Here is a 20,040-nt window from a genome sequence, read left to right as displayed (position 1 = left end):
AAAAGCCCGCGGATGCGGGCTTTTTCATGGGTGCAGCGAGGGCTTCAGCCGGCTGCGCGCTTGCTGAGAATTTCGAAGGCCGGCAGCGTCTTGCCTTCCAGGATCTCGAGGAAAGCGCCGCCGCCGGTCGAGATGTAGCCCACGTCCTTCTCGATGCCGTACTTGGCGATGGCGGCCAGCGTGTCGCCGCCGCCGGCGATCGAGAAGGCCTTGCTCTCGGCGATGGCGCGGGCGATGGCTTCGGTGCCGTGCGAGAAGGCCTCGAACTCGAACACGCCGACCGGGCCGTTCCACACGATGGTGCCGGCTTCGCGCAGCTGCGCGGCCAGCATCTCGGCGGTCTTGGGGCCGATGTCGAGGATGAGGTCGTCGGCCTCGACCGCATCGGCGGCCTTGACGGTGGCCGGCGCATCGGCCGCGAAGGTCTTGGCCGTCACCACGTCGACCGGGATCGGCACCGCGGCGCCGCGCGCGCGCATCGCCTCGATCACCGCCTTGGCCTGGTCGAGCAGGTCGGGCTCGGCCAGCGACTTGCCGATCGACAGGCCCGAGGCCAGCATGAAGGTGTTGGCGATGCCGCCGCCCACGATGAGCTGGTCGACCTTCTCGGCCAGCGCCTTGAGGATGGTGAGCTTGGTGCTGACCTTGGAGCCGGCGACGATCGCCACCAGCGGCCGGGCGGGATGCGCCAGCGCCTTGGTGATGGCATCGATTTCGGCGGCCAGCAGCGGGCCGGCCGAGGCGATCTTCGCGAACTGGGCGATGCCGTAGGTGGTAGCTTCGGCGCGGTGGGCGGTGCCGAAGGCGTCGTTCACGTAGATGTCGCACAGCGCTGCCATCTTCTTCGCGAGCGTCTCGTCGTTCTTTTTCTCGCCCTTGTTGACGCGGCAGTTCTCCAGCAGCACGACCTGGCCGGGCGCCACGTCGACGCCGTCGACCCAGTTCGAGACCAGGGGAACCTGGCGGCCGAGCAGCTCGGCCAGTCGCTCGGCCACGGGCGCCAGCGAATCCTCGGGCTTGAAGGCGCCCTCGGTGGGGCGGCCGAGGTGCGATGTGACCATCACCGCCGCGCCAGCGTCGAGCGCGGCCTGGATGCAGGGCACCGAGGCACGCACGCGCGTGTCTTCGGTGATGCGGCCCGTGTCGTCCTGCGGCACGTTAAGGTCGGCACGGATGAAGACGCGCTGGCCGGCAACCTTGCCTTGCGCACAGAGATCGGTGAAGCGGATGACGTTCATGGGGGGTGAGGGATGAAGGTGAAAGGAATAAGAAAGCTTTAACTATTGTAGTTTTTCGCTTCCCGCCCGTTACCAGCCAAGGCCGAGGTGCAGCGGCAGATACACCGCCATACCCACCAGCATGGTGCCCAGGACGCCGCGCCGCCAGAAATAGTAGGCCGAGCCCGCCAGGGCACCGAAGATGCGCGCGTCCTGCCAGGTGGACACGAGGTGGCCCTGCGTCATCACGATCTCCGGCACGATGACCGCCGCCAGCGCGGCGACCGGCGCGTAGTGCAGCGCGCGGTGCGCCCACTCCGGCAGGCCCCAGGGCCGGTCGAGGATGAAGAAGAAGCAGCGCGTCAGGACGCTCACGCCGGCCAGTCCGACGATGATGGCGAGGCTCCAGAAATCGGTCACGCCGCTCATGGAAGACCTCCGCCCTGCGGGCTGCGGTGCTGAGCGCCTTCGGGCGGCCGGGCGGCGCTCATCCATCCACCTCTGCCGGATCCCGCACGAACTGCTTCTCCAGCCAGAAGCACAGCAGCACGGCCACGCCGATGCCGGTCACGATGTTGAGCTTGAGCGGCAGCGCATAGGCCGCCACTGCCGTCGCACCCGCGATTAGCGCCGACAGGATGCGCAGGCGCGTGGTCGCCATCGAGCACAGGATGCCCACCAGGCTGAGCACGCCGGCGAAGCCCAGGCCCCAGGCCTGCGGGATCAGGTTGGCCAGTGCGATGCCGACGGTGCTCATGCCCATCCACGAACACCACGTGATGAAGTAGCCGCCGGTCAGGTAGGCCTCCTGCGCGCGCTCCTCGTCGCGCGTGGTCGGCGGCGATGTGTAGCGCGTGGTGAAGGTCGCGTAGCTCAGGTCGGCCGTCAGGTAGCCGTGCACCATCCGGCGCCAGCGCGGCATGTGCATGAGGTAGGGCCGCAGGTGCAGGCTGAACACCACGAAACGCAGGTTGACGCAGAAGCCCGTGGCCAGGATCACCCAGGCCGGCGCGCCGGCCACCAGCAGTGGGATGGCCGCCAGTTGCGAGCTGCCGGCGTAGACCAGGAAGGTCATGGCCAGCGCCTCGATCACGCTCATGCCCGACTTGACCATGGCCACGCCGGTCATCAGGCCCCAGGCGCCGATGCCCAACGCCATCGGCGCCATCTGGGCAACGCCCTCTCGGAAGGTCGGGCGACCGCGGATGTCGGCGCTCAGGAACATCAGCCGAACACCTGGCCGGCCTTCACGTCGAAGCCGTGCAGGAAGTCGGCCACCGGCAGGCGCTTGCCGCCGGGGCGTTGCAGTTCGGTGAAGCTGACGATGGATTGGTGCGCGGCGACCTCGATGCCCGCCGGCGACACGGCCAGCACCGTGCCCGGCGCTTCGGCCACCGTGGCGCCGCGCGCTCGGGCCGCCCAGAACTTGATCGCGACCCCGTCGAGCGTGCTGCTGGCGCCGGGAAAGGGGTCGAAGGCGCGGACGCGGCGGACGATCGTCTCGGCGTGCTGCATCCAGTCGACGGCCGCCTCGTGCTTCTCGATCTTGTGCGCATAGGTCACGCCGTCGGCCGGCTGCGGCGCCGGTTGCAGCGTGCCGGCCGCGGCCCGGTGCAGCGCATCGACGATCAGGCGGCCGCCCATCGCCGCCAGCCGGTCGTGAAGCCGCGCCGTGCTGTCGTCGCCGATCGCGAGCGACTCGTGCAGCAGCATGGCGCCGGTGTCGAGCCCGGCGTCCATCTGCATGATGGTCACGCCGGTTTCCGCATCGCCCGCCTCGATGGCGCGGTGGATCGGCGCGGCACCGCGCCAGCGCGGCAGCAGGCTCGCATGGATGTTGAGGCAGCCCAGGCGCGGCGTGTCGAGCACCCACTGCGGCAGGATGAGCCCGTAGGCCGCGACGACCAGCACGTCGAGGCCGGCCGCCGCCAGGCTGTCGCGCGCCGCGGCTGCGTCTTCCGGGTATTTGCCGTCCAGCCGCAGGCTGCGCGGCTGGGCCACGGGCCAGCCGTGCTGCAGTGCGAACTGCTTGACCGGCGAGGCCTGCAGCTTCATGCCGCGGCCGGCCGGGCGGTCCGGCTGGCTCAGCACCAGGGCGATGTCGAAACCGCCGACGTGCAACGCCTCAAGGGCGACGCGGGCGAACTCGGGCGTGCCCGCAAAACCGATCCTCAGGGTCAAGACGGCCTCACCTGCGATCGACGTCGCGCATCAGGTCGTCGGCGGTGTGATAGCGCGCCACGACCCCGGCCGGGTCGACGTAGATGTGGAGAAGGCGGTACTGGTTGAGGATCTTGAAGCGCCAGCTCCAGATCACGCCGTCGAAGGACGACACGCGGGTGATCTCGAAGGGCCGGCCGTAGGTGCGCAGCACGTCGGCCTCGCGCCACACGCCGGGGCGGATGGTGCGGTCGAACAGCGCCGGGTCGAGTTCCTGGCGGATCGAGACGACCCGCCCGCCGGCGTCGAGGTCGACGTTGTTCACCTCGGTGCCCATCGGGGCCCGCGAGTACTGCAGACGCTCGCCGCTTCCGAGCGGATAGACGGCGGTCGGCGTGCCCAGGCGCTGGAGGGCGTCGGCGCGCGTCGTTCCCAGCGGAAGGCGCGTCGGCTCGCTGGCGCACCCCGCCAGCACCAGAGCTGTCAGCGCGAGCGAGAGCGTGCGGAAAGCGGTCACCGCCCGGCGTCCCGCAGCTCTTCGCGCTGCTGCTTGAGCAGCTTGCTCTTGATGCGATTGCGCTTGAGGGGCGAGAGGTACTCCACGAACACCTTGCCCAGCAGGTGGTCCAGCTCGTGCTGGATGCACACCGCCAGCAGGCCGTCGGCCTCGATCGTCTGGGGGTTGCCGTCGGCATCGAGCGCGGTCACCCGCACGGCGGTGGAACGCTCCACGCCATCGTAGATGCCGGGGACGGACAGGCAGCCCTCTTCGTTCAGGACCTTCTCGTCGCTGGCCCAGACGATCTCGGGATTGATCAGTACCAGGGGGGCGTCGCGCTCCTCGGACACGTCGATCACGACCAGGCGTTCGTGCACGTCGATCTGCGTCGCCGCCAGCCCGATGCCCTTGGCGTCGTACATGGTCTCGAGCATGTCGGCGACCAGCGCCTTGATGCGCGCATCCACGCCCTGCACCGGCTTGGCCACCGTGTGCAGACGTGGGTCGGGGAAGCTCAGGATGGTTCTTTTGGCCATGAAACGGGAAGAAAATTGTGGCTATTTTCGCCAATTCCAAGGGACCCCGGCGCCCGCAAACGCGATAAGCGTTGCCCATTCAAGGGCTTCAGCGCAAAATTCGTTGCAAATTGTGAGGATTCGTACGCCCGGTGCGGCGTTCTGCGTGACCATCGAACCAACCATGAACAAATTCCGCATCCATCCTCGGCGCCCGGCCATCCTCACTGCCCTGGCGGCGCTCGTTTCGATGGGATGCGGGAGCGCGGCGCTGGCCCAGAACTATCCCGTAACGCCGCAGCAGCGCGCGACGGCGCAGCAAACGGCGCAGACCGGTATCCCGGTCAGTGAATTGGCGCCGAACGCGCCGGACGAATACACCGTCAAGTCCGGCGACACGCTCTGGGCGATTTCCCGCCTCTACCTGCGCAGCCCCTGGCGCTGGCCCGAGCTGTGGGGCATGAACCTCGGCGAAATCAGCAACCCACACCGCATCTATCCGGGCCAGGTGCTCTACCTGGACAAGACGGGCGGGCGCGCGCGCCTGAGCACCCGGCGCGGCCTGGGCGGCGGCGACCAGACGGTCAAGCTGTCGCCCCGCACCCGTTACGAATCGCTCTCCGGCCTGGCCCTGCCGACGCTGAACCCCAGCCTGATCGAGCCCTTCCTGAGCGAGCCGATCGTGGTCGACGAGGGCACCCTGCTCACGGCGCCGCGCATCGTGGCGGGCAACGACAGCCGGGTGCTGCTGGCGCGCGGCGACCGCGCCTACGCCCGCGGTGAAGTGAACTCGCCGCTGGTCGAGACGGCCGGTCCGATCAAGACCTTCCGCGTCTTCCGCAACGCAACGCCGCTGCGGGACCCGGGCACCGGCGAGATTCTGGGCTACGAAGCGCAGTACCTCGGCAAGGCGCAGCTGCAGCGCGGCGAATCGATCGCCCGCTCGATGGAGGGCGGCAAGGAACTGTCGACCGTGGTGCCGGCAACGATCGACATCGTCGCCGCCCGCGAGGAAATGCGTGCCGGCGACCGCCTGCTGCCGGAACCGCCCCGCCAACTGCTGAGCTATGTGCCGCACGCGCCGACCGCGACGGTCGACGGTCGGATCGTGTCGGTCTACGGCAATGCGGTGCAGTTCGCGGCGCAGAACCAGGTCGTCGCGATCAACAAGGGCCTGCGCGACGGCATCGAGAACGGCCATGTGCTGGCGATTCTCAAGAACGGCGAAACCATTGTCGACAAGACGGGCGGCGCCAAGGAAAGCCTCAAGCTGCCGAACGAACGCATCGGCCTGCTGATGGTGTTCCGCCCCTTCGACCGCGTGTCCTACGCGCTGGTGCTCGAGATCAGCGACACGCCGAAGGTCGGCGACCTGCTTGTCAACCCCTGAGCCGGTCGAGCCTGCGCGCGTGGATCGCGACGAACTCGCCGGCTGGCTTCGGCTCACGCTGACACCCGGCATCGGGGACATCGCGGCCCGCCGGCTGCTGGCCGCCTTCGGCTTGCCCGACGACATCTTCCGGCAACCGGCCTCGGCCCTGCGCGAGATCGTCACGCCGGCCCAGGCGACGGCGCTGCGGCAGGCGCCCGAGAGCCTGGCGGCACAACTCAGCGCGACGCTGCACTGGCTGCAGGGCGTGGAGCCCGACGGCGCCACGCGGCGCCTGGTGCCGCTGGGCGATGCCGGCTACCCCACGTCGCTGCTCGAGACGGCCGATCCGCCGGTGCTGCTCTACCTGGTTGGCGCGCCGCAGTTCGATCTCACCCAGCTGGCCCGCAGCCTGGCCATCGTCGGCAGCCGCAATCCCACGCCGCAGGGCGAGGCGAATGCAAGGGCCTTCGCACGGGCCTTCGCCGAGGCCGGCATTCCGGTGGTGTCCGGCTTGGCGCTGGGCATCGACGGCGCGGCCCACCAGGGCGCGCTCGACAGCGACGCCGGCGCTCACGACGCACCGGCCACCGTCGCGGTGGTGGGCACCGGCCTCGACCGGGTCTACCCGGCCCGGCACCGCACCCTGGCCCACCGCATCAGCGCGCGGGGTCTGATCGTCAGCGAATTCGCACTCGGCACGCCGCCGCTCAACCAGAACTTCCCGCGCCGCAACCGCATCATCTCCGGGCTGACACGCGGCACGCTGGTGGTGGAAGCGGCGCTCGCCTCGGGCTCGCTCATCACCGCCCGCATGGCGGTCGAGCAGGGTCGGGAGGTGTTCGCGATTCCGGGGTCGATCCACTCGCCGCAGTCGCGCGGCTGCCATGCGCTGATCCGCCAGGGCGCGAAGCTGGTGGAGTCGTTCCAGGACGTGCTCGAAGAGCTGCCGATCGACGACAGGGCTGCGGCACCCTCCGCGGCGACGGACGGAGCAGGCGGCCACATCACCCTGCCGCCGGAGGCCGTCGCACTGCTGGCAGCGCTGGGCTTCGATCCGGTCGGGCTCGACGCGCTGGTGGCGCGCACCGGCCAACCCGCCGCGCGGCTGCAGGGCCTGCTGCTCGAACTCGAACTGGGCGAGCAGGTGGCGCGGCTGCCGGGCGGCCTGTTCCAGCGGCAGAGCCGGGCCTGAGCCCGCCGCGACGCGGCGCATCCGCAGCATCTGCGCAACAGCGCAGCCGTGGCAGCGCCGCTGGGCTATATTGAACCCATGTTTGAAGTGCTCGTGTTCGTCTACGAAAACTACTGGCGCGGCGATGCGTGCCCCGAACCCGAGCAACTGAGCCGCAAGCTCAGCGCGCACGGCTTCGAGGCCGATGAGATCCGCGCCGCGCTGCAATGGCTCGACGAGCTCAGCGCCGCGACCCAAGGCCTTCCGCTGGAGCGCCATGCAGACGCGTCCGTCGCGACCGTGGGCGCACGCGGTGTTGCCGAAACGGTGATGCCGCCCTCGCCCGACGCGATGCGGATCTATTCCTCCGCCGAGCAGGACCACCTCGGTGCCGAGTGCCTTGGCTTCATCCACTTTCTGGAATCCGCCCAGGTGCTGTCCGGCGCGCTGCGCGAGATCGTGATCGAACGCGCCATGGCCACCTCCGAATCGCCAGTGGCGCTGGACGAACTCAAGATCATCCTGCTGATGGTGCACTGGAGCAGCGGCATCGAACCCGACGCACTGGTGCTCGACGAGCTGTGCGACGGGCGCGAAGGCCGCCTCGCACACTGAGCGCGGCCGCCGGCCGCGCCCACCCTAGTCCAGCAGGCGCTCGGGATTCGCGTCCAGCTTGGCCAACGCCTCGCGCGTGGCCCGCACGGTGAGCGTTTCTTCCTCGGCCGGCACCAGCAGGCCGGCCTGCAGGTAGGAGGCCAGGCGACCGGCCTGGATCAGGAAGCTGCGGCCGTCGGCCGAGGCGAACAGATGCAGTTGCTTGCGCGCGCTGCGCCAGACGAATTGCACCTGGCTGGCCCGGTTGTTGTGATCGAGCATGAACCAGTTGCCGACCTGCAGTTCGTGCGCCCACGCCAGCATGTCTTCGCTGACCTTGGCGCCGCCGGTGTCCGGCACCACCTCGATCGAGGCGGCGTCAACGCCGAGCAGCAGCTCGATGCTGGCCGCGTCGAGCGGCAGGTCGCCGGTGCCCTCGTCGCTGACGAAGTCTTCCAGGTTGGCCAGGCGCACCGCCATGGCCTCGATCTTCGCCTGCGGGATCGCCTCGGTCTTGGACATGAAGGCGTCGGACAGCGTGGCGCCGATCGTCTTGATGTGTTCTTCCTGCGGGTCGCCCACGATGCCCAGCAGCGCCATGCCGGCGCGCAGGCGCTGCAGCAGCTTGGGCAGGTCCTGGATGACGCGGGTACGGTCGTTGCGGTTGGGCTTGGCGCTGGCGGCCCACACCAACTCGGAGGCGGCGCGCTTGAGCATGACGGTCTGGTCGTCCTGCGCCCCGTACTTGAGGGCGGCGATGGCCAGCACCTCGGCCCAGACCTTGAACAGGAACTCGCGGATCTCGTCGCGCACCGGCATGTCGTTGAGCATCTTGCGCAACTCGATGGTGTACTGGATCGCCATCGTCTCCTTCTGCTCGACCTGCTGCGCCACGCTCATCACGCGCTGCGTGGTGTCGCTCTGCGTCAGGTACTTGTTCAGGAAGGCGACGAATTCGTCGAACACCAGCTTGAAGACGCGTTGACCGGTTTCGGGGTACTGCTCGATCACCTGCACCACGCGGCGGATCTCACCCTCGAGCGCGCTGCCCGAGATGGCGGCGGCGTCGAAGCCCATCACGACCGACCCCATGCGGTCGATCAGCATGCGCGCCGGATGCTGCAGCGTGCCGAAGAACTCGGGCTCGGCGATCGCCACCCGCAGCACCGGCATCTGCAGGCGCGCGAACCAGACGCGCGCCGAAAAGGGAATGCGTTCCTCGGCCAGGATGGCCTGGAACATCAGCGCCACGATCTCGACCGTCGCCTTGTCGGCGGTGGTCGGGGCACGGCGCTTGAGTTCGCTGCTGCGGCGGCGCAGATCGGCGGCGCTGTGCTGCAAGGCCGTCGCGTCGTTGCCCACCACGTACTGGGACGACGCCGCCTGGTAGGCCGCGCCCGCGTCCGCAATGGCGGCGGCGAAAGCCGGCGAGACCAGGACTCCGCCACCGTTCCCCCCGCCGCCGTTGCCCCCACCATTGCCACCCATGCCGCGCTGCTGGGTGATGTCGCCACCGATGCGGGCGGTGACGAATCGCTTGAGATTCATCAGCACGCCCTGGGCGCGCTGGCGTGCCATGAGCAAGGGCGTGCCGCCGGTGCCTTGGGTTGCGCTTCCGGTGGCCGTTCCGCCCTGCCGGGTGCCGACGGGCACCGCCATCGTGCCGCCGGTGCCCGGTGCGAAATGCTGCGCGCCGATGGCTGCGGGGCCGCCGTGGAAGCCGCCCGCCAGCGGTACCGCGCCGGAGCCGGTCCCGCCGGTGCGCTTCACGAAGCTCTTCAGATCGATCTCGGGCATGACGTCCTTGCCGATCAGGTACGCATTGGCCTCCTTGTAGGCGAGCGTCGCGGCCTCGACCATCGTGCGCTCGATCACGTCCTGCACCCGGGTCCAGAGCTGGCGCGGCAAGCCGGCCGCGAGCCATTGCTCGACCAGCACCTTGGCCAGCGCCTCGGGGCGGAGCACGTCCTTGCTGTCGAGCTCGCCGCCGTTTTCCAGCGACTGCACCCGCAGGCGCAGGTCGTTGATCTCGAAATTCGCCTTGCCCTGGATGGCCTGCGCCAGACGGGACGAAAGGATGGTGGTTTCGACCGCATCGTCGCCCATCAGCTCCAGCCGCAGCGAGTTGGAGTGAGTCGACGCCACGGCCACACCCAGCGTCTTGCGCCAGGCGACCTGCGAGGCCGCCACCCAGCGCGCGCCCTGCGCCTGGAAGGCGAGGAAGTCGTCGCGCCAGTTCTGCATGTCCCGCGCACTACCCATCTGGTTGGCCGCGGACGTGAGACGCTCACGGATCGCCTGCTCGGTGGGTTCGATCGCCGCCACCGTGGCGGAGACGAAGCGCTCGCGCGTTTCGCGCGCGATTTGCAGGGACATGGCGTGGGACCGCGCAGTGCTCATGAAAAGTCGGAATTGCAAGTAGACGTCAACGGACCCCGCGAGCTTGCCCGGGTCTGACGCGCCGCACAAGGGCGAAGGAACCCCGGCGACCCGAACGGCGTATGGCAACGGGCGATTTGGCCACAGCCCGCGCCGCTCACACCGTCGCGCCGGCGTTCGGATCGTCGGGGTCGCCGTCGCGCTTGGGCGTCGTCTTGATCAGGTCCTCGCGCTTGATCCCGAGCCACATGGCGATCGCGGCGGCCACGAAGCAGGAGGAATAGATGCCGAAGCAGATGCCGATGGTCAGGGCCAGGGCGAAATAGTGCAGCGTCGGTCCGCCGAAGAAGAACATCGACAGCACCACCAGCTGGGTCGAGCCGTGGGTGATGATGGTCCGGCTGATGGTGGAGGTGATCGCGTTGTCGATCGTCTCCACGGTCGTCATCTTGCGGTAGCGCCGGAAGTTCTCCCGGATCCGGTCGAAGATCACGACCGACTCGTTCACCGAGTAGCCCAGCACCGCCAGCACCGCCGCCAGCACCGCCAGCGAGAACTCCCACTGGAAGAAGGCGAAGAAGCCCAGGATGATGACCACGTCGTGCAGGTTGGCCAGCACGGTCGCGAGGGCGAACTTCCACTCGAAGCGGAAGGCCAGGTAGATCATGATGCCGACCACCACCATGGCGAGCGCCTTGATGCCGTTGGTGGTGAGTTCCTCGCCGACCTGCGGGCCGACGAACTCGTTGCCGCGCAGCACCGCGGTCGGCTCGACCGCCTTCAGCGCGTCCATCACCTGGGCGCTCTGCTGGGCCGAGGTCTGGCCCTTCTGCACCGGCAGGCGGATCTGCACGTCGCGCGAGGTGCCGTAGTTCTGCACCTGCACGTCGGGGTAGCCCAGCTTGCCGATGGTCTCGCGGACCTTGCCGACGTCGACCGACTGCTGGTAGGCGACTTCCATCACCGTGCCGCCGGTGAATTCGACCGACAGGTGCAGCCCGCGGTGGAACAGGAAGAACACCGCCAATGCGAAGGTCGCGAAGGAGATGATGTTCAGCACCTTGGCATGGCGCATGAACGGGATGGTCTTGTGGATGCGGAAGAATTCCATGGCGCGTGTTTCCTACTTCGCTTCGACGACGGCGCTGCCGTCCGTCTTCGGGCGCCAGACGGTGCCGATCGACACCGTCTTCAGTTTCTTCTTGCCGCCGTACCAGAAATTCACCAGGCCGCGCGAGAAGAACACGGCCGAGAACATCGAGGTGACGATGCCGATGCAATGCACCACCGCGAAGCCGCGCACCGGGCCGGAACCGAAGGCCAGCAGCGCGATGCCGGCGATGAGGGTGGTCACGTTCGAGTCGAGAATGGTGCCCCAGGCGCGGTCGTAGCCGGCGTGGATGGCGGCCTGCGGCGAGGCCCCGTTGCGCAGCTCTTCGCGAACCCGCTCGTTGATCAGCACGTTGGAGTCGATCGCCACGCCGATGGCCAGCGCCATGGCGGCGATGCCCGGCAGCGTGAGCGTGGCCTGCAGCATCGAGAGGATGGCCACCAGCAGCAGCAGGTTGACGGCCAGCGCGATCGACGAGAACACGCCGAACAGCGCGTAGTAGGCGCACATGAAGACCATGATGGCGATGAAGCCGTAAGTCACGCTCTTGAAGCCCTTGGAGATGTTGTCGGCCCCCAGGCTCGGGCCGATGGTGCGTTCCTGGATGATTTCCATCGGCGCGGCCAGCGAGCCGGCGCGCAGCAGCAGCGCCAGATCGTTGGCCTCCACCACGCTCATCGAGCCGGAGATCTGGAAGCGGTTGCCCAGCTCGCCGTTGATCGACGGGGCCGTCAGCACCTCGCCCTTGCCCTTCTCGAAGATCAGCATCGCCATGCGCTTCCTGAAGTTGTCGCGGCTGACGTCGCGCATGATGCGGCCGCCCTTGGCGTCCATCGTCAGGTCGACCTTCGGTTGCTGGGTCTGCGAGTCGAAGCCGGGCTGTGCGTCGGTCAGGCTCTCGCCGGTGACCAGCACCTGCTTCTTGACGATGACGGCACGGCCTTCGCGGTCGAGAAACTTCTCCGAGCCGAAGGGCACCGGGCCGGTGCCGAGTTCGGCGGCGCGGCCCTCGGTCGATTCGTCGACCAGGCGCATCTCGAGCGTCGCGGTGCGGCCCAGGATGTCCTTGGCCTTGGCCGTGTCCTGCACGCCCGGCAACTGCACGACGATGCGGTCGATGCCCTGCTGCTGGATCACCGGCTCGGCCACGCCGAGTTCGTTGATCCGGTTGTGCAGCGTGGTGATGTTCTGCTTGAGCGCCGCATCCTGCAGGCGGCGGGCCGCCTCGGGCTTGATGGAGGCGGTCAGTTTCCAGTCGCTGCCTTCCTGGCTGTCGACGGTGCTGAGGTCGGGGAACTGGTCCTGCACCAGACGCTTGGCAGCTTCGAGGCCGGCCGCGTCGCGAAAGCGCACCTCGACGGTCTGGCCGTTGCGGCTCACCGCGCTGCCGCGGATGTTCTTGTCGCGCAGACCGGTGCGCAGGTCGCCGGCGAAGGACTCGGCCTTCTTGTCGATGGCGCCCTTCATGTCGACCTGCAGCAGGAAGTCGACGCCGCCGCGCAGGTCGAGGCCCAGGTACATCGGGAAGGCGTGCAGCGCCGTCAGCCACGTGGGCGAACGCGACACCAGGTTGAGCGCCACCACATAGGGCGGATCGCTCGGGTCCGGCACCAGCGCGCGCTGAAGCACGTCGCGCGCCTTGAGCTGGTCGTCGGTGGTGGCGAAGCGGGCACGCACCGAGGTGGCGTCCAAGGTCAGCATGTCCGGCGTCAGTCCGCCTGCCTTCAGGGCGTCGGCCACGCGGGTCTGCGTGGCGGCGTCCACCTTGGTGGTCGCCTTGGCGGCCGAGACCTGCACCGCAGGCGCCTCGCCGAAGAAATTAGGCAGGGCATAGACGAGCCCCACCAGCAGCACGATCACGAGGATCGCGTACTTCCAGACCGGGTAACGGTTCATGATCGCGCTTTGTGCGGCGGTGCCGCATGGACTGACAACTTACTTGATCGCGCCCTTGGGCAGCACCTGAACCACGGCGGTGCGCTGGATCTTCACTTCCACGCCGCCGGCGATTTCGAGGCCGAGGTACTGGTCGCCCAGCGAGGTGATCCGGCCCAGCAAGCCACCCGCGGTCGCCACTTCGTCGCCCTTGGCCAGCGCTTCGATCATCGCCCGCGCTTCTTTCTGGCGCTTCATCTGCGGCCGGATCATGACGAAGTACAGCACCACGAACATGAGCACCAGCGGCAGCATGCTGGTCAGCGAGGACAACATGTCACCGCCCGCGGCGGCGGCCGGTGCGGTCTGGGCGAAAGCAGAGGAAATGAACAAGAGAGTCTCCAGCGGGAAGAGAGAAGAAAGAGCGCAGACAGGATTCGCGCCCGCGTGACCACGACGGCGGCCACGGCGCGGGGCAGGGGCCCCGCGCAGCACCGGGCATTGTATTCGGCGGGGCCACCTCGTTCCGGCCGGTCCCCGTGGAAGCCCTCGGGGCATTCCGGCGCGCCGACCGAAGCGGCGCACGGCCACCGAGGGTGCGGAGAAGACGCCGACGGAGACCGGAACGGGGGAGAGCGACGAGCCCGGAACGGGCCCGTCGGTTGTACAAAAATGCTGCGAGGCGCCCCGACGCGAAGGAGGGAGGGAGGGAGGAGGAGGAGAATCGCTCCGGGATTTCAACGGTACGCCGAGCGGCATGCCGAAGACCTCGCAACATGAAAACCTTGGCTCTTGCGAGCCTGCGTGTGTATGAGCGCCAGTGTCGAATCGGGTTCCCGACCAGTCGGTAAGGTTTTGTGACTAATTGCATCGCCACGCGTACGCCTCGTCCGACCCTGCGACGCAGAGGGTGGATGACGTGAGCACGCCACGGGGCCTTTAGGCTTCACCATGCCGTTGCGCAGCCCCGTCACATCGCGACACTAAAATGCGCCGGCCTACGAAGGACGCCCATGCTCTATCCGGAACTCTTCAGACAACTCGAATCCGTCCGCTGGGACATGGACAAGGACATTCCCTGGCAGTCATTCGACGGCACCAAGCTCTCCGATGAGCAGGCCCAGACCATCAAGATGAACGCCATCACGGAGTGGGCGGCGCTGCCGGCCACCGAGATGTTCCTGCGCGACAACCGCCACGACAGCGACTTCTCCGCTTTCATGTCGATCTGGTTTTTCGAGGAACAGAAGCATTCGCTGGTGCTGATGGAGTACCTCAAACGCTTCAGCCCGCAGCACGCGCCCACCGAGCAGGAACTGCACGACATACGCTTCGACTTCGACCCGGCGCCGCCGCTCGAGACGCTGATGCTGCATTTCTGCGGCGAGATCCGGCTGAACCACTGGTACCGCCGCGCCGCCGAATGGCACACCGAGCCGGTGATCAAGCACATCTACACGACGCTCAGCCAGGACGAGGCCCGCCACGGCGGCGCGTACCTGCGCTATATGAAGCGAGCGCTGGAAAAGTTCGGCGACGAGGCCCGCGCCGCCTTCACCAAGGTCGGCGTGCTGATGGCCAGCGCACGCCGCACCGCGCAGGCATTGCACCCGACCAACCTGCACGTCAGCAAGGCGCTGTTCCCGAACGACACGATCCAAAGCCGCATGCCCGACCCGGACTGGCTGGAGCACTGGCTGGACCACCAGATCAAGTTCGACGCGGTGTGGGAAAACAAGGTGGGCGAGCGCATCCTGCACAACCTGAGCCTGCTGATGAACCGCAGCTTCAAGTCGGTGCAGGAACTCAACCGCTACCGCAAGGAAATCACCACGTCGCTCGGTCCGAAGCCGGAATACCAGGGCGCCTGAACCGCGCTGAACCGCTGACCCGCGCCGTGGCCGCCTGTCACACGGGCACCGGTGAATGCGTCTTGGTGCCATGGACGACGCCACCCTCACCTTCGACCGCCACCGCCCGCGCCTGAAAGGCATTGCCTACCGCATGCTCGGCTCGGTCGCCGAAGCCGAAGACGTGGTGCAGGACGCCTGGCTGCGCTGGCACGCGGCGCCGCATGCCGCGCTGGAGAACGCCGAAGCCTGGCTGGTGACGGTGACCACCCGCATCGCCATCGACCACCTACGTGCGGCCAAGGCCCAGCGCACCCACTATGTCGGAACCTGGCTGCCCGAGCCGGTGGTGAGCGACGGGCCAGCCACGCCCGAACAGCTGCTGGAACGCGCCGACGAACTCTCGATGGCCTTCCTCGCGGTGCTGGAGCGGCTCGCGCCCGAGGCCCGCGCCGCCTTCCTGCTGCGTGAGGTGTTCGACGCCGACTACGGCGAGATTGCCCTGACGCTCGGCAAGTCGGAGGCCGCCTGCCGCCAGCTGGTGCATCGCGCCAAGACCCAGGTGCGCGAGGCCAGGCGGCCGGCGCAGGCGGTGCCGCGCGAAACCCATCTGCGGCTGCTCGGCGGCTTTGCCGAAGCGGCCCAGAAGGGCGACCTGCGGGCCCTGAAGGCGCTGCTGGCGGAAGACGTGGCGATCATCAGCGACGGCGGCGGCAAGGTGCCCTCCTTCGGCCAGCCGGTGGTCGGCGGTCAGCGGGTGGCACAGATCTATTTCGCGGTGGCGCGACGCCATCCGGGCGCGGTGCGGATCGCGGTTGCCGACGTGAACGGCGCACCCGGCCTGCTGCGCTGGGTCGACGGCGTGCTGGAGTCGGTGCAGAGCATCGAGTGGGACGGCGAGCGCATCGTGCGCATCCATGCCCAGCGCAACCCGGACAAGCTGGCGCGAATCGCCGCAGAATTTTCGCGCTGAGCGTCACAGACGCCGAAGCTGACGCGTCTTGAGGGTGTCGTCACTTTTCAACGCAAGGAAATCGCCATGAACAGCCCCCGCCTCTCCTGGTTCAAGATCGCGCCGAAGGCCTACCAGGCCATGATCGGCGTCAACGGCGCCATCGCCGGCCACACGCTCGGCGAACGCCTGTACGAAATGATTCAGACCCGGGTGTCGCAGCTCAACGGCTGCGCCTTCTGTCTCGACATGCATGTGCGCGACCTGCGCAAGGCCGGCGTGCCCTGGCAGCACATCAACAGCATCGCCACCTGGCGCGAGGTCGGCTTCTACGACGCGCGTGAACGCGCTGCGCTGAACTGGGCCGAGAGCATCACCCGGCTGGTCGAGCACCACGGCGACCGCGATGCCGACTTCGAACAGCTGCAGGCGGCGTTCAGCGATGCGGAGATCGTCGACCTGACGGTGCTGATCGCGCAGATCAACGCCTGGAATCGCCTCGGCGTCGGCATGCACCTGCCCGTGGCCGACAAGCCGATCGACTGAGCGTCAGCGGCGCTCCACCACGATGGCGGCCATGCGCAGCTCGTCGCGCACCTGCGCGACGGTGGCCGAGGCCGCCTCGCGCGTGGCGAAGGGCCCGGCCTGCAGACGGTGCGTGTCGGCATCGGTGAAGACACGCAGCAGCGGCGCCAGCGTCGGCAGGCCGCGTGCTGCACGCGTGCGGAGGCTTTCGGCGCCATCGCGCTCGCGGAAGGCACCGAGCTGGACCCAGAAGCCGGCGGGCGCGATGCGCGCCGGGGCATCCTCCATCGCCTGCGTCGCGGGCAACGCCGTGGGCACGAAGGCTGGCGCTGGCGTCAGCGGCGGCAACTCGGTCACCACCAGGGGCGCCGGCGGCGGAGCGGCGGCCAGCACCGTGTCGCCGCCGCTCCGCCAGGCGCCGGTGCGGATGTCCTCGTTGGTGAGCCGCTCGATCTCCACCGGCGCGACGCCGCGCAGCAGGTCGAGCTTGCCGGCCGCGGTGTAGCTCAGGTCGATGATGCGACCGTCGTGGAAGGGGCCGCGGTCGTTCACCCGCACGATCACCTCGCGCCCGTTGGCCGGGTGTCTTGTGCGCCGCCGTCATCGCATACATGTCGTAGGGCTCTCCGCTGGCGGTCGACTGGCTGTGGAACTTGGTGCCGTACCAGGAGGCCAGGCCGCTTTCGCGGAACGGCCGGTCGTCGGTGATCGGCATGTACGAGCGGCCGAGCACGGTGTAGGGCTTGCTGGTGCCGCCGTTGCTGCGGATCGCTTCGATACGCGGCTCGGCGTCGGGCACGCGGGCCAGGTCGGCCGGAGGGTCGGATGGCGCGCCATCGCGCCCGCGCGAGCCGCCGCCCGGGCCGCTGGCGCAGCCGGCGATCAGCAGCGCCGCAGTGATCAGCGCGAGCCCGGCGGCGCCGGCGCGCAGCCGCACGGCCTCAGCCGAAGACCGCATGCCAGAGCGCCAACATGGCTTCGCGCTCGGCTGCCAGGCCGGGCAGCAACACCTGCGTGGGTTCTTCGTTGAGCCGGGCGCGGTGCTGCACGCGGCGCAGTTCGCGGTAGGCGGCCGCCGCAGCTCGGCCGACGTCGTCGGGCAACAGGCCGGCCGCCTCGGCGCGCTGCAGCAGCGCAATGTTGCCGACGTTCGGCACCAGCTCGGGGTGCAGGCAGGCCTGCGATAGCAACAGGTACTGCACCGCGAATTCCGCGTCGACCATGCCGCCGGGGCTGTGCTTGACGTCGAAGCGCCCGGCCTTGACCGGGTGCGCCGCACGCACCTTGTCGCGCATCGCCACGATCTCGGCCTTGAGTGAATCGCGGTCGCGCGGCGCGCAGATGACGGCGTCGCGCACGCGGTCGAAGCGCGCGCCCAGCGTGGGGTAGCCCAGCCCGCCGCCGGGCCGCCCCAAGGCGGGCGGAGCCCCCTCGGGGGGCAGCGAGGACACGCCAGTGCCGAGCGTGGGGGCCATATCGATGAAGCGTGCGCGCGTCATGGCCTGGTGCTCCCAGGTCCATGCCGTGTTGCCACCGCGGCCCAACTGGTACTTCTCGTAGGCGGCGAAGCTGGTGGTGAGCAGGCCCGAGTTGCCGTTGGGCCGCAGCGCGGTGTCGATCTCGAACAGGTCGCCCTCGCGCGTCTTGACGGTGAGCCAGTTGATCAGCTTGCGCACATAGGCCGCGTAGACCTCGCCGGCGCGCTCGTCGTCGTCTTCGTAGACGAAGACGATGTCCAGGTCGCTGCCGTAGCCCAGCTCCTTCCCGCCCAGCTTGCCGTAGCCGATGATGGCGAACTGCGGCGTCTCGCGGTGGCGGTTGCGCACATGCGGCCAGCACCAGCGCGCGGTGATGCGCAGCACCGTGTCGGCCATGGCACTGAGGTCGTCGGCGACCTGCTCCACCGTGATACGGCCGTCGACGTCGCGTGCCAGGGTGCGGAAGACTTCCGCGTGGTGCGCATGGCGCAGCAGGTTGAGCAGCCGCTCCTCGTCGTCTTCGCCGGTACGGCGCAGCGAGGCGAGGCGCGCTTCCAGTTCGCGCTCGAACTCCTCCGCGACGAAGCGGCCGGCCAGCATCTCGTCGCTGGCCAGTTCGTCGATGACGCCCGGGTGCTGCATGAGGTAGCGCGCCGGCCACTTGGCCGCGCCCAGCAGGCGCAGCAGCCGCTCCTGCACCGTCGGCCGCTCGACCAGCAGGGCCAGGTAGCTCTCGCGGCGCAGCAGCGGTTCGATCCAGTCGGCCCAGCGCAGTGCGGCCTCGGTGCGCTGCGCCACGGCGCTGTCGCCGTCGGCCGCCTGGATCCAGTGGCCGGTGCGCCGCACCAGTTGCCGCAGCCGGGCGCGCGTCTCGTCGCGCAGCGCCAGGATGCGCGGGTTCTCGCGCCACCGTTCCATGCGCGCACCGAAGGCCGCGGGCAGTTGCGCGATCAGGTCGTTCAGGTCCACCGGCGGTTCTGCCTTGGCCTTGCCGTTGCAGCCGACGCACGCCTTTCCGCCGCCCAGCAGCGTGTCGAACTCCTGCGCCACGAACTCGCGGTGGCTGTCGAGCTCGGCCAGGAAGGCGCAGCTGTCGGCCAGGCCCATCGACTGCGCGATCCAGCGCACGTCGTCGTCGTCCACCGGCAGCACATGCGTCTGCTGGTCGTCGAGGTACTGGATGCGGTGTTCGACCCGTCGCAGGAAGGTGTAGGCGGCCGCCAGCGAGTCCGCGGTCTCCGGCGGCATCAAGCCGGCGCGGGCCAGCCGCTGCAGCGCGTCGAGCGTCGGCCGCGTGCGCAGCTCGGGAAACTGGCCGCCACGCACCACCTGCAGCAACTGCACGGTGAACTCGATCTCGCGGATGCCGCCGCGCGACAGCTTCACGTCGTTGGCCCGCTCGGGCCGGCCGGCGCATCGCCGCAGCGCCTGCTCGCGGATCTGCCGGTGCAGCGTGCGCAGCGCATCGAACACGCTGTAGTCGAGGTAGCGGCGGAACACGAAGGGCAGCACCACGCCCCGCAGCGCCTGGGCCGAGCCATCGGCAATGACCGCGGCAGGCGCCACCACCCGGCTCTTCATCCAGGCAAAGCGCTCCCACTCGCGGCCCTGCACCTGCAGGTATTCCTCCAGCGCGTCGAGCGACACCACGCTCGGCCCCGAGTTGCCGTTGGGCCGCAGCGCCAGGTCGACGCGGAAGACGAAGCCATGCTCGGTCGTGTCGCCGACCAGTGCATAGAGGCGCTTCACGGCGTGGGCGAAGTACTCGTGGTTCGAGATGCGGCCGCGACCTTGCGCGTCACCGGCCGTCTCGCCGTCCTGGTCGTAGAGATAGATGAGGTCGATGTCGCTGGACACGTTGAGCTCGCGCGCGCCGAGCTTGCCCATGCCCACGACCCAGAACTGCGCGCGCTGGCCGTCCGCGCCGACCGGTGCGCCGTGGCGGGCGTCGAGTGCGGCGGCGCTTTCGGTGCAGGCGATGTCGAGGGCGAACTCGGCCAGCTGCGTAACGGCGGTGGTGACCACCGCCAGCGGCGCGCCGTGGTCGCAGTCGAGCGTCACCAGCCGCTCCATGACCAGTTGCCGGACGATGCGCAGCGCATCGGCGGCGCTGTCGCCGCGCGCCCGCAGGCTGCGGTAGGCCTCGGCCATCGCAGGACGCAGCGGCTCACCGGGTGCCAGCAGCGGCAGCTCGTTGGCATAGCGCCGGCGCAGGCGCTGGACGAAGCGCGAATGGGCGGACAACGGCAGCGTCGACTGAGGCGTCGCGACAGCAGGCGAGGGATGTGCGGCGGTATCGGTCAGAGCGGAACCCGTCGAGTAGCTGGGGGTCATAATTCCTG

At 68.8% G+C, this 20,040-nt stretch carries 17 protein-coding genes and 1 pseudogene; 6 read left to right on the top strand and 12 right to left on the bottom strand.

Annotation, left to right across the window (positions count from 1 at the left end; translation table 11 throughout):
* Nucleotides 1–44 precede the first annotated feature (44 nt).
* From ACSFBE_RS11645 to def, 6 genes are all read right to left on the bottom strand, one after another.
* Complete coding sequence (locus tag ACSFBE_RS11645; protein WP_435490551.1) at nucleotides 45–1,238, bottom strand: phosphoglycerate kinase; 1,194 nt, start codon at nucleotides 1,236–1,238, stop codon at nucleotides 45–47.
* A gap of 69 nt (nucleotides 1,239–1,307) precedes the next feature.
* Nucleotides 1,308–1,646 (bottom strand): AzlD domain-containing protein, encoded by a 339-nt coding sequence (locus ACSFBE_RS11640; protein ID WP_435490550.1) that lies wholly within the window; start codon nucleotides 1,644–1,646, stop codon nucleotides 1,308–1,310.
* 58 nt (nucleotides 1,647–1,704) lie between these two features.
* Nucleotides 1,705–2,442, bottom strand: coding sequence for an AzlC family ABC transporter permease (locus ACSFBE_RS11635; RefSeq protein WP_435490549.1), 738 nt, complete (start codon nucleotides 2,440–2,442; stop codon nucleotides 1,705–1,707).
* A complete protein-coding gene (gene fmt, locus ACSFBE_RS11630) occupies nucleotides 2,442–3,392 on the bottom strand; it encodes a methionyl-tRNA formyltransferase (protein ID WP_435490734.1) in 951 nt (316 codons plus the stop codon). Before fmt ends, ACSFBE_RS11635 begins: the two co-directional genes overlap by 1 nt.
* Nucleotides 3,393–3,405: 13 nt before the next feature.
* Entirely contained in the window at nucleotides 3,406–3,894 is a 489-nt protein-coding gene (locus ACSFBE_RS11625; RefSeq protein ID WP_435490548.1) for a hypothetical protein, read from the bottom strand.
* Nucleotides 3,891–4,412, bottom strand: coding sequence for a peptide deformylase (def, locus tag ACSFBE_RS11620; RefSeq protein WP_435490547.1), 522 nt, complete (start codon nucleotides 4,410–4,412; stop codon nucleotides 3,891–3,893). The genes ACSFBE_RS11625 and def overlap by 4 nt, the downstream gene beginning before the upstream one ends.
* 163 nt (nucleotides 4,413–4,575) lie before the next feature.
* Here def and ACSFBE_RS11615 point away from each other — a divergent pair, with 163 nt between their 5' ends.
* The 3 genes from ACSFBE_RS11615 (at nucleotide 4,576) to ACSFBE_RS11605 (ending at nucleotide 7,549) form a co-directional block, all read left to right on the top strand.
* Nucleotides 4,576–5,781 (top strand): LysM peptidoglycan-binding domain-containing protein, encoded by a 1,206-nt coding sequence (locus ACSFBE_RS11615; protein WP_435490546.1) that lies wholly within the window; start codon nucleotides 4,576–4,578, stop codon nucleotides 5,779–5,781.
* Nucleotides 5,782–5,800: 19 nt separating this feature from the next.
* On the top strand, nucleotides 5,801–6,955 hold the full coding sequence (gene dprA, locus ACSFBE_RS11610) for a DNA-processing protein DprA (RefSeq protein WP_435490733.1): 1,155 nt from the start codon (nucleotides 5,801–5,803) through the stop codon (nucleotides 6,953–6,955).
* A 78-nt stretch (nucleotides 6,956–7,033) separates the two neighbouring features.
* Nucleotides 7,034–7,549, top strand: a complete 516-nt coding sequence (locus tag ACSFBE_RS11605) for a Smg family protein (protein ID WP_435490545.1) — start codon at nucleotides 7,034–7,036, stop codon at nucleotides 7,547–7,549.
* Between the two features lie 24 nt (nucleotides 7,550–7,573).
* Here ACSFBE_RS11605 and ACSFBE_RS11600 read toward each other — a convergent pair whose 3' ends face one another.
* The 4 genes from ACSFBE_RS11600 to yajC form a co-directional block, all read right to left on the bottom strand.
* Nucleotides 7,574–9,928: a DUF1631 family protein gene (locus tag ACSFBE_RS11600; protein ID WP_435490544.1), complete on the bottom strand. Its 2,355-nt coding sequence runs from the start codon at nucleotides 9,926–9,928 to the stop codon at nucleotides 7,574–7,576.
* 136 nt (nucleotides 9,929–10,064) lie between these two features.
* Entirely contained in the window at nucleotides 10,065–11,018 is a 954-nt protein-coding gene (gene secF / locus ACSFBE_RS11595; RefSeq protein WP_435490543.1) for a protein translocase subunit SecF, read from the bottom strand.
* 12 nt (nucleotides 11,019–11,030) lie between these two features.
* Nucleotides 11,031–12,914, bottom strand: a complete 1,884-nt coding sequence (gene secD, locus ACSFBE_RS11590; RefSeq protein ID WP_435490542.1) for a protein translocase subunit SecD — start codon at nucleotides 12,912–12,914, stop codon at nucleotides 11,031–11,033.
* A gap of 39 nt (nucleotides 12,915–12,953) precedes the next feature.
* Nucleotides 12,954–13,286, bottom strand: a complete 333-nt coding sequence (gene yajC, locus ACSFBE_RS11585) for a preprotein translocase subunit YajC (RefSeq protein WP_435490541.1) — start codon at nucleotides 13,284–13,286, stop codon at nucleotides 12,954–12,956.
* Between the two features lie 620 nt (nucleotides 13,287–13,906).
* On the opposite strand from yajC, the gene ACSFBE_RS11580 reads away from it, so the two are divergent.
* The 3 genes from ACSFBE_RS11580 (at nucleotide 13,907) to ACSFBE_RS11570 (ending at nucleotide 16,241) form a co-directional block, all read left to right on the top strand.
* Nucleotides 13,907–14,764 (top strand): ferritin family protein, encoded by an 858-nt coding sequence (locus ACSFBE_RS11580; RefSeq protein WP_435490540.1) that lies wholly within the window; start codon nucleotides 13,907–13,909, stop codon nucleotides 14,762–14,764.
* A gap of 70 nt (nucleotides 14,765–14,834) precedes the next feature.
* Nucleotides 14,835–15,716 (top strand): RNA polymerase sigma-70 factor, encoded by an 882-nt coding sequence (locus tag ACSFBE_RS11575; RefSeq protein ID WP_435490539.1) that lies wholly within the window; start codon nucleotides 14,835–14,837, stop codon nucleotides 15,714–15,716.
* A 66-nt stretch (nucleotides 15,717–15,782) separates the two neighbouring features.
* Entirely contained in the window at nucleotides 15,783–16,241 is a 459-nt protein-coding gene (locus ACSFBE_RS11570) for a carboxymuconolactone decarboxylase family protein (protein WP_435490538.1), read from the top strand.
* 3 nt (nucleotides 16,242–16,244) lie between these two features.
* Here ACSFBE_RS11570 and ACSFBE_RS11565 read toward each other — a convergent pair.
* Nucleotides 16,245–17,178 (bottom strand): annotated as a pseudogene (locus ACSFBE_RS11565) (septal ring lytic transglycosylase RlpA family protein).
* Nucleotides 17,162–20,032 (bottom strand): bifunctional [glutamate--ammonia ligase]-adenylyl-L-tyrosine phosphorylase/[glutamate--ammonia-ligase] adenylyltransferase, encoded by a 2,871-nt coding sequence (gene glnE / locus ACSFBE_RS11560; protein WP_435490537.1) that lies wholly within the window; start codon nucleotides 20,030–20,032, stop codon nucleotides 17,162–17,164. Before glnE ends, ACSFBE_RS11565 begins: the two are co-directional and overlap by 17 nt.
* Between the last annotated feature and the right edge of the window lie 8 nt (nucleotides 20,033–20,040).

The organism is Variovorax sucrosi (genome assembly GCF_051216635.1).
Taxonomy (GTDB): domain Bacteria; phylum Pseudomonadota; class Gammaproteobacteria; order Burkholderiales; family Burkholderiaceae_C; genus Variovorax.
This window is presented reverse-complemented; position numbering and strand designations above follow the sequence as displayed.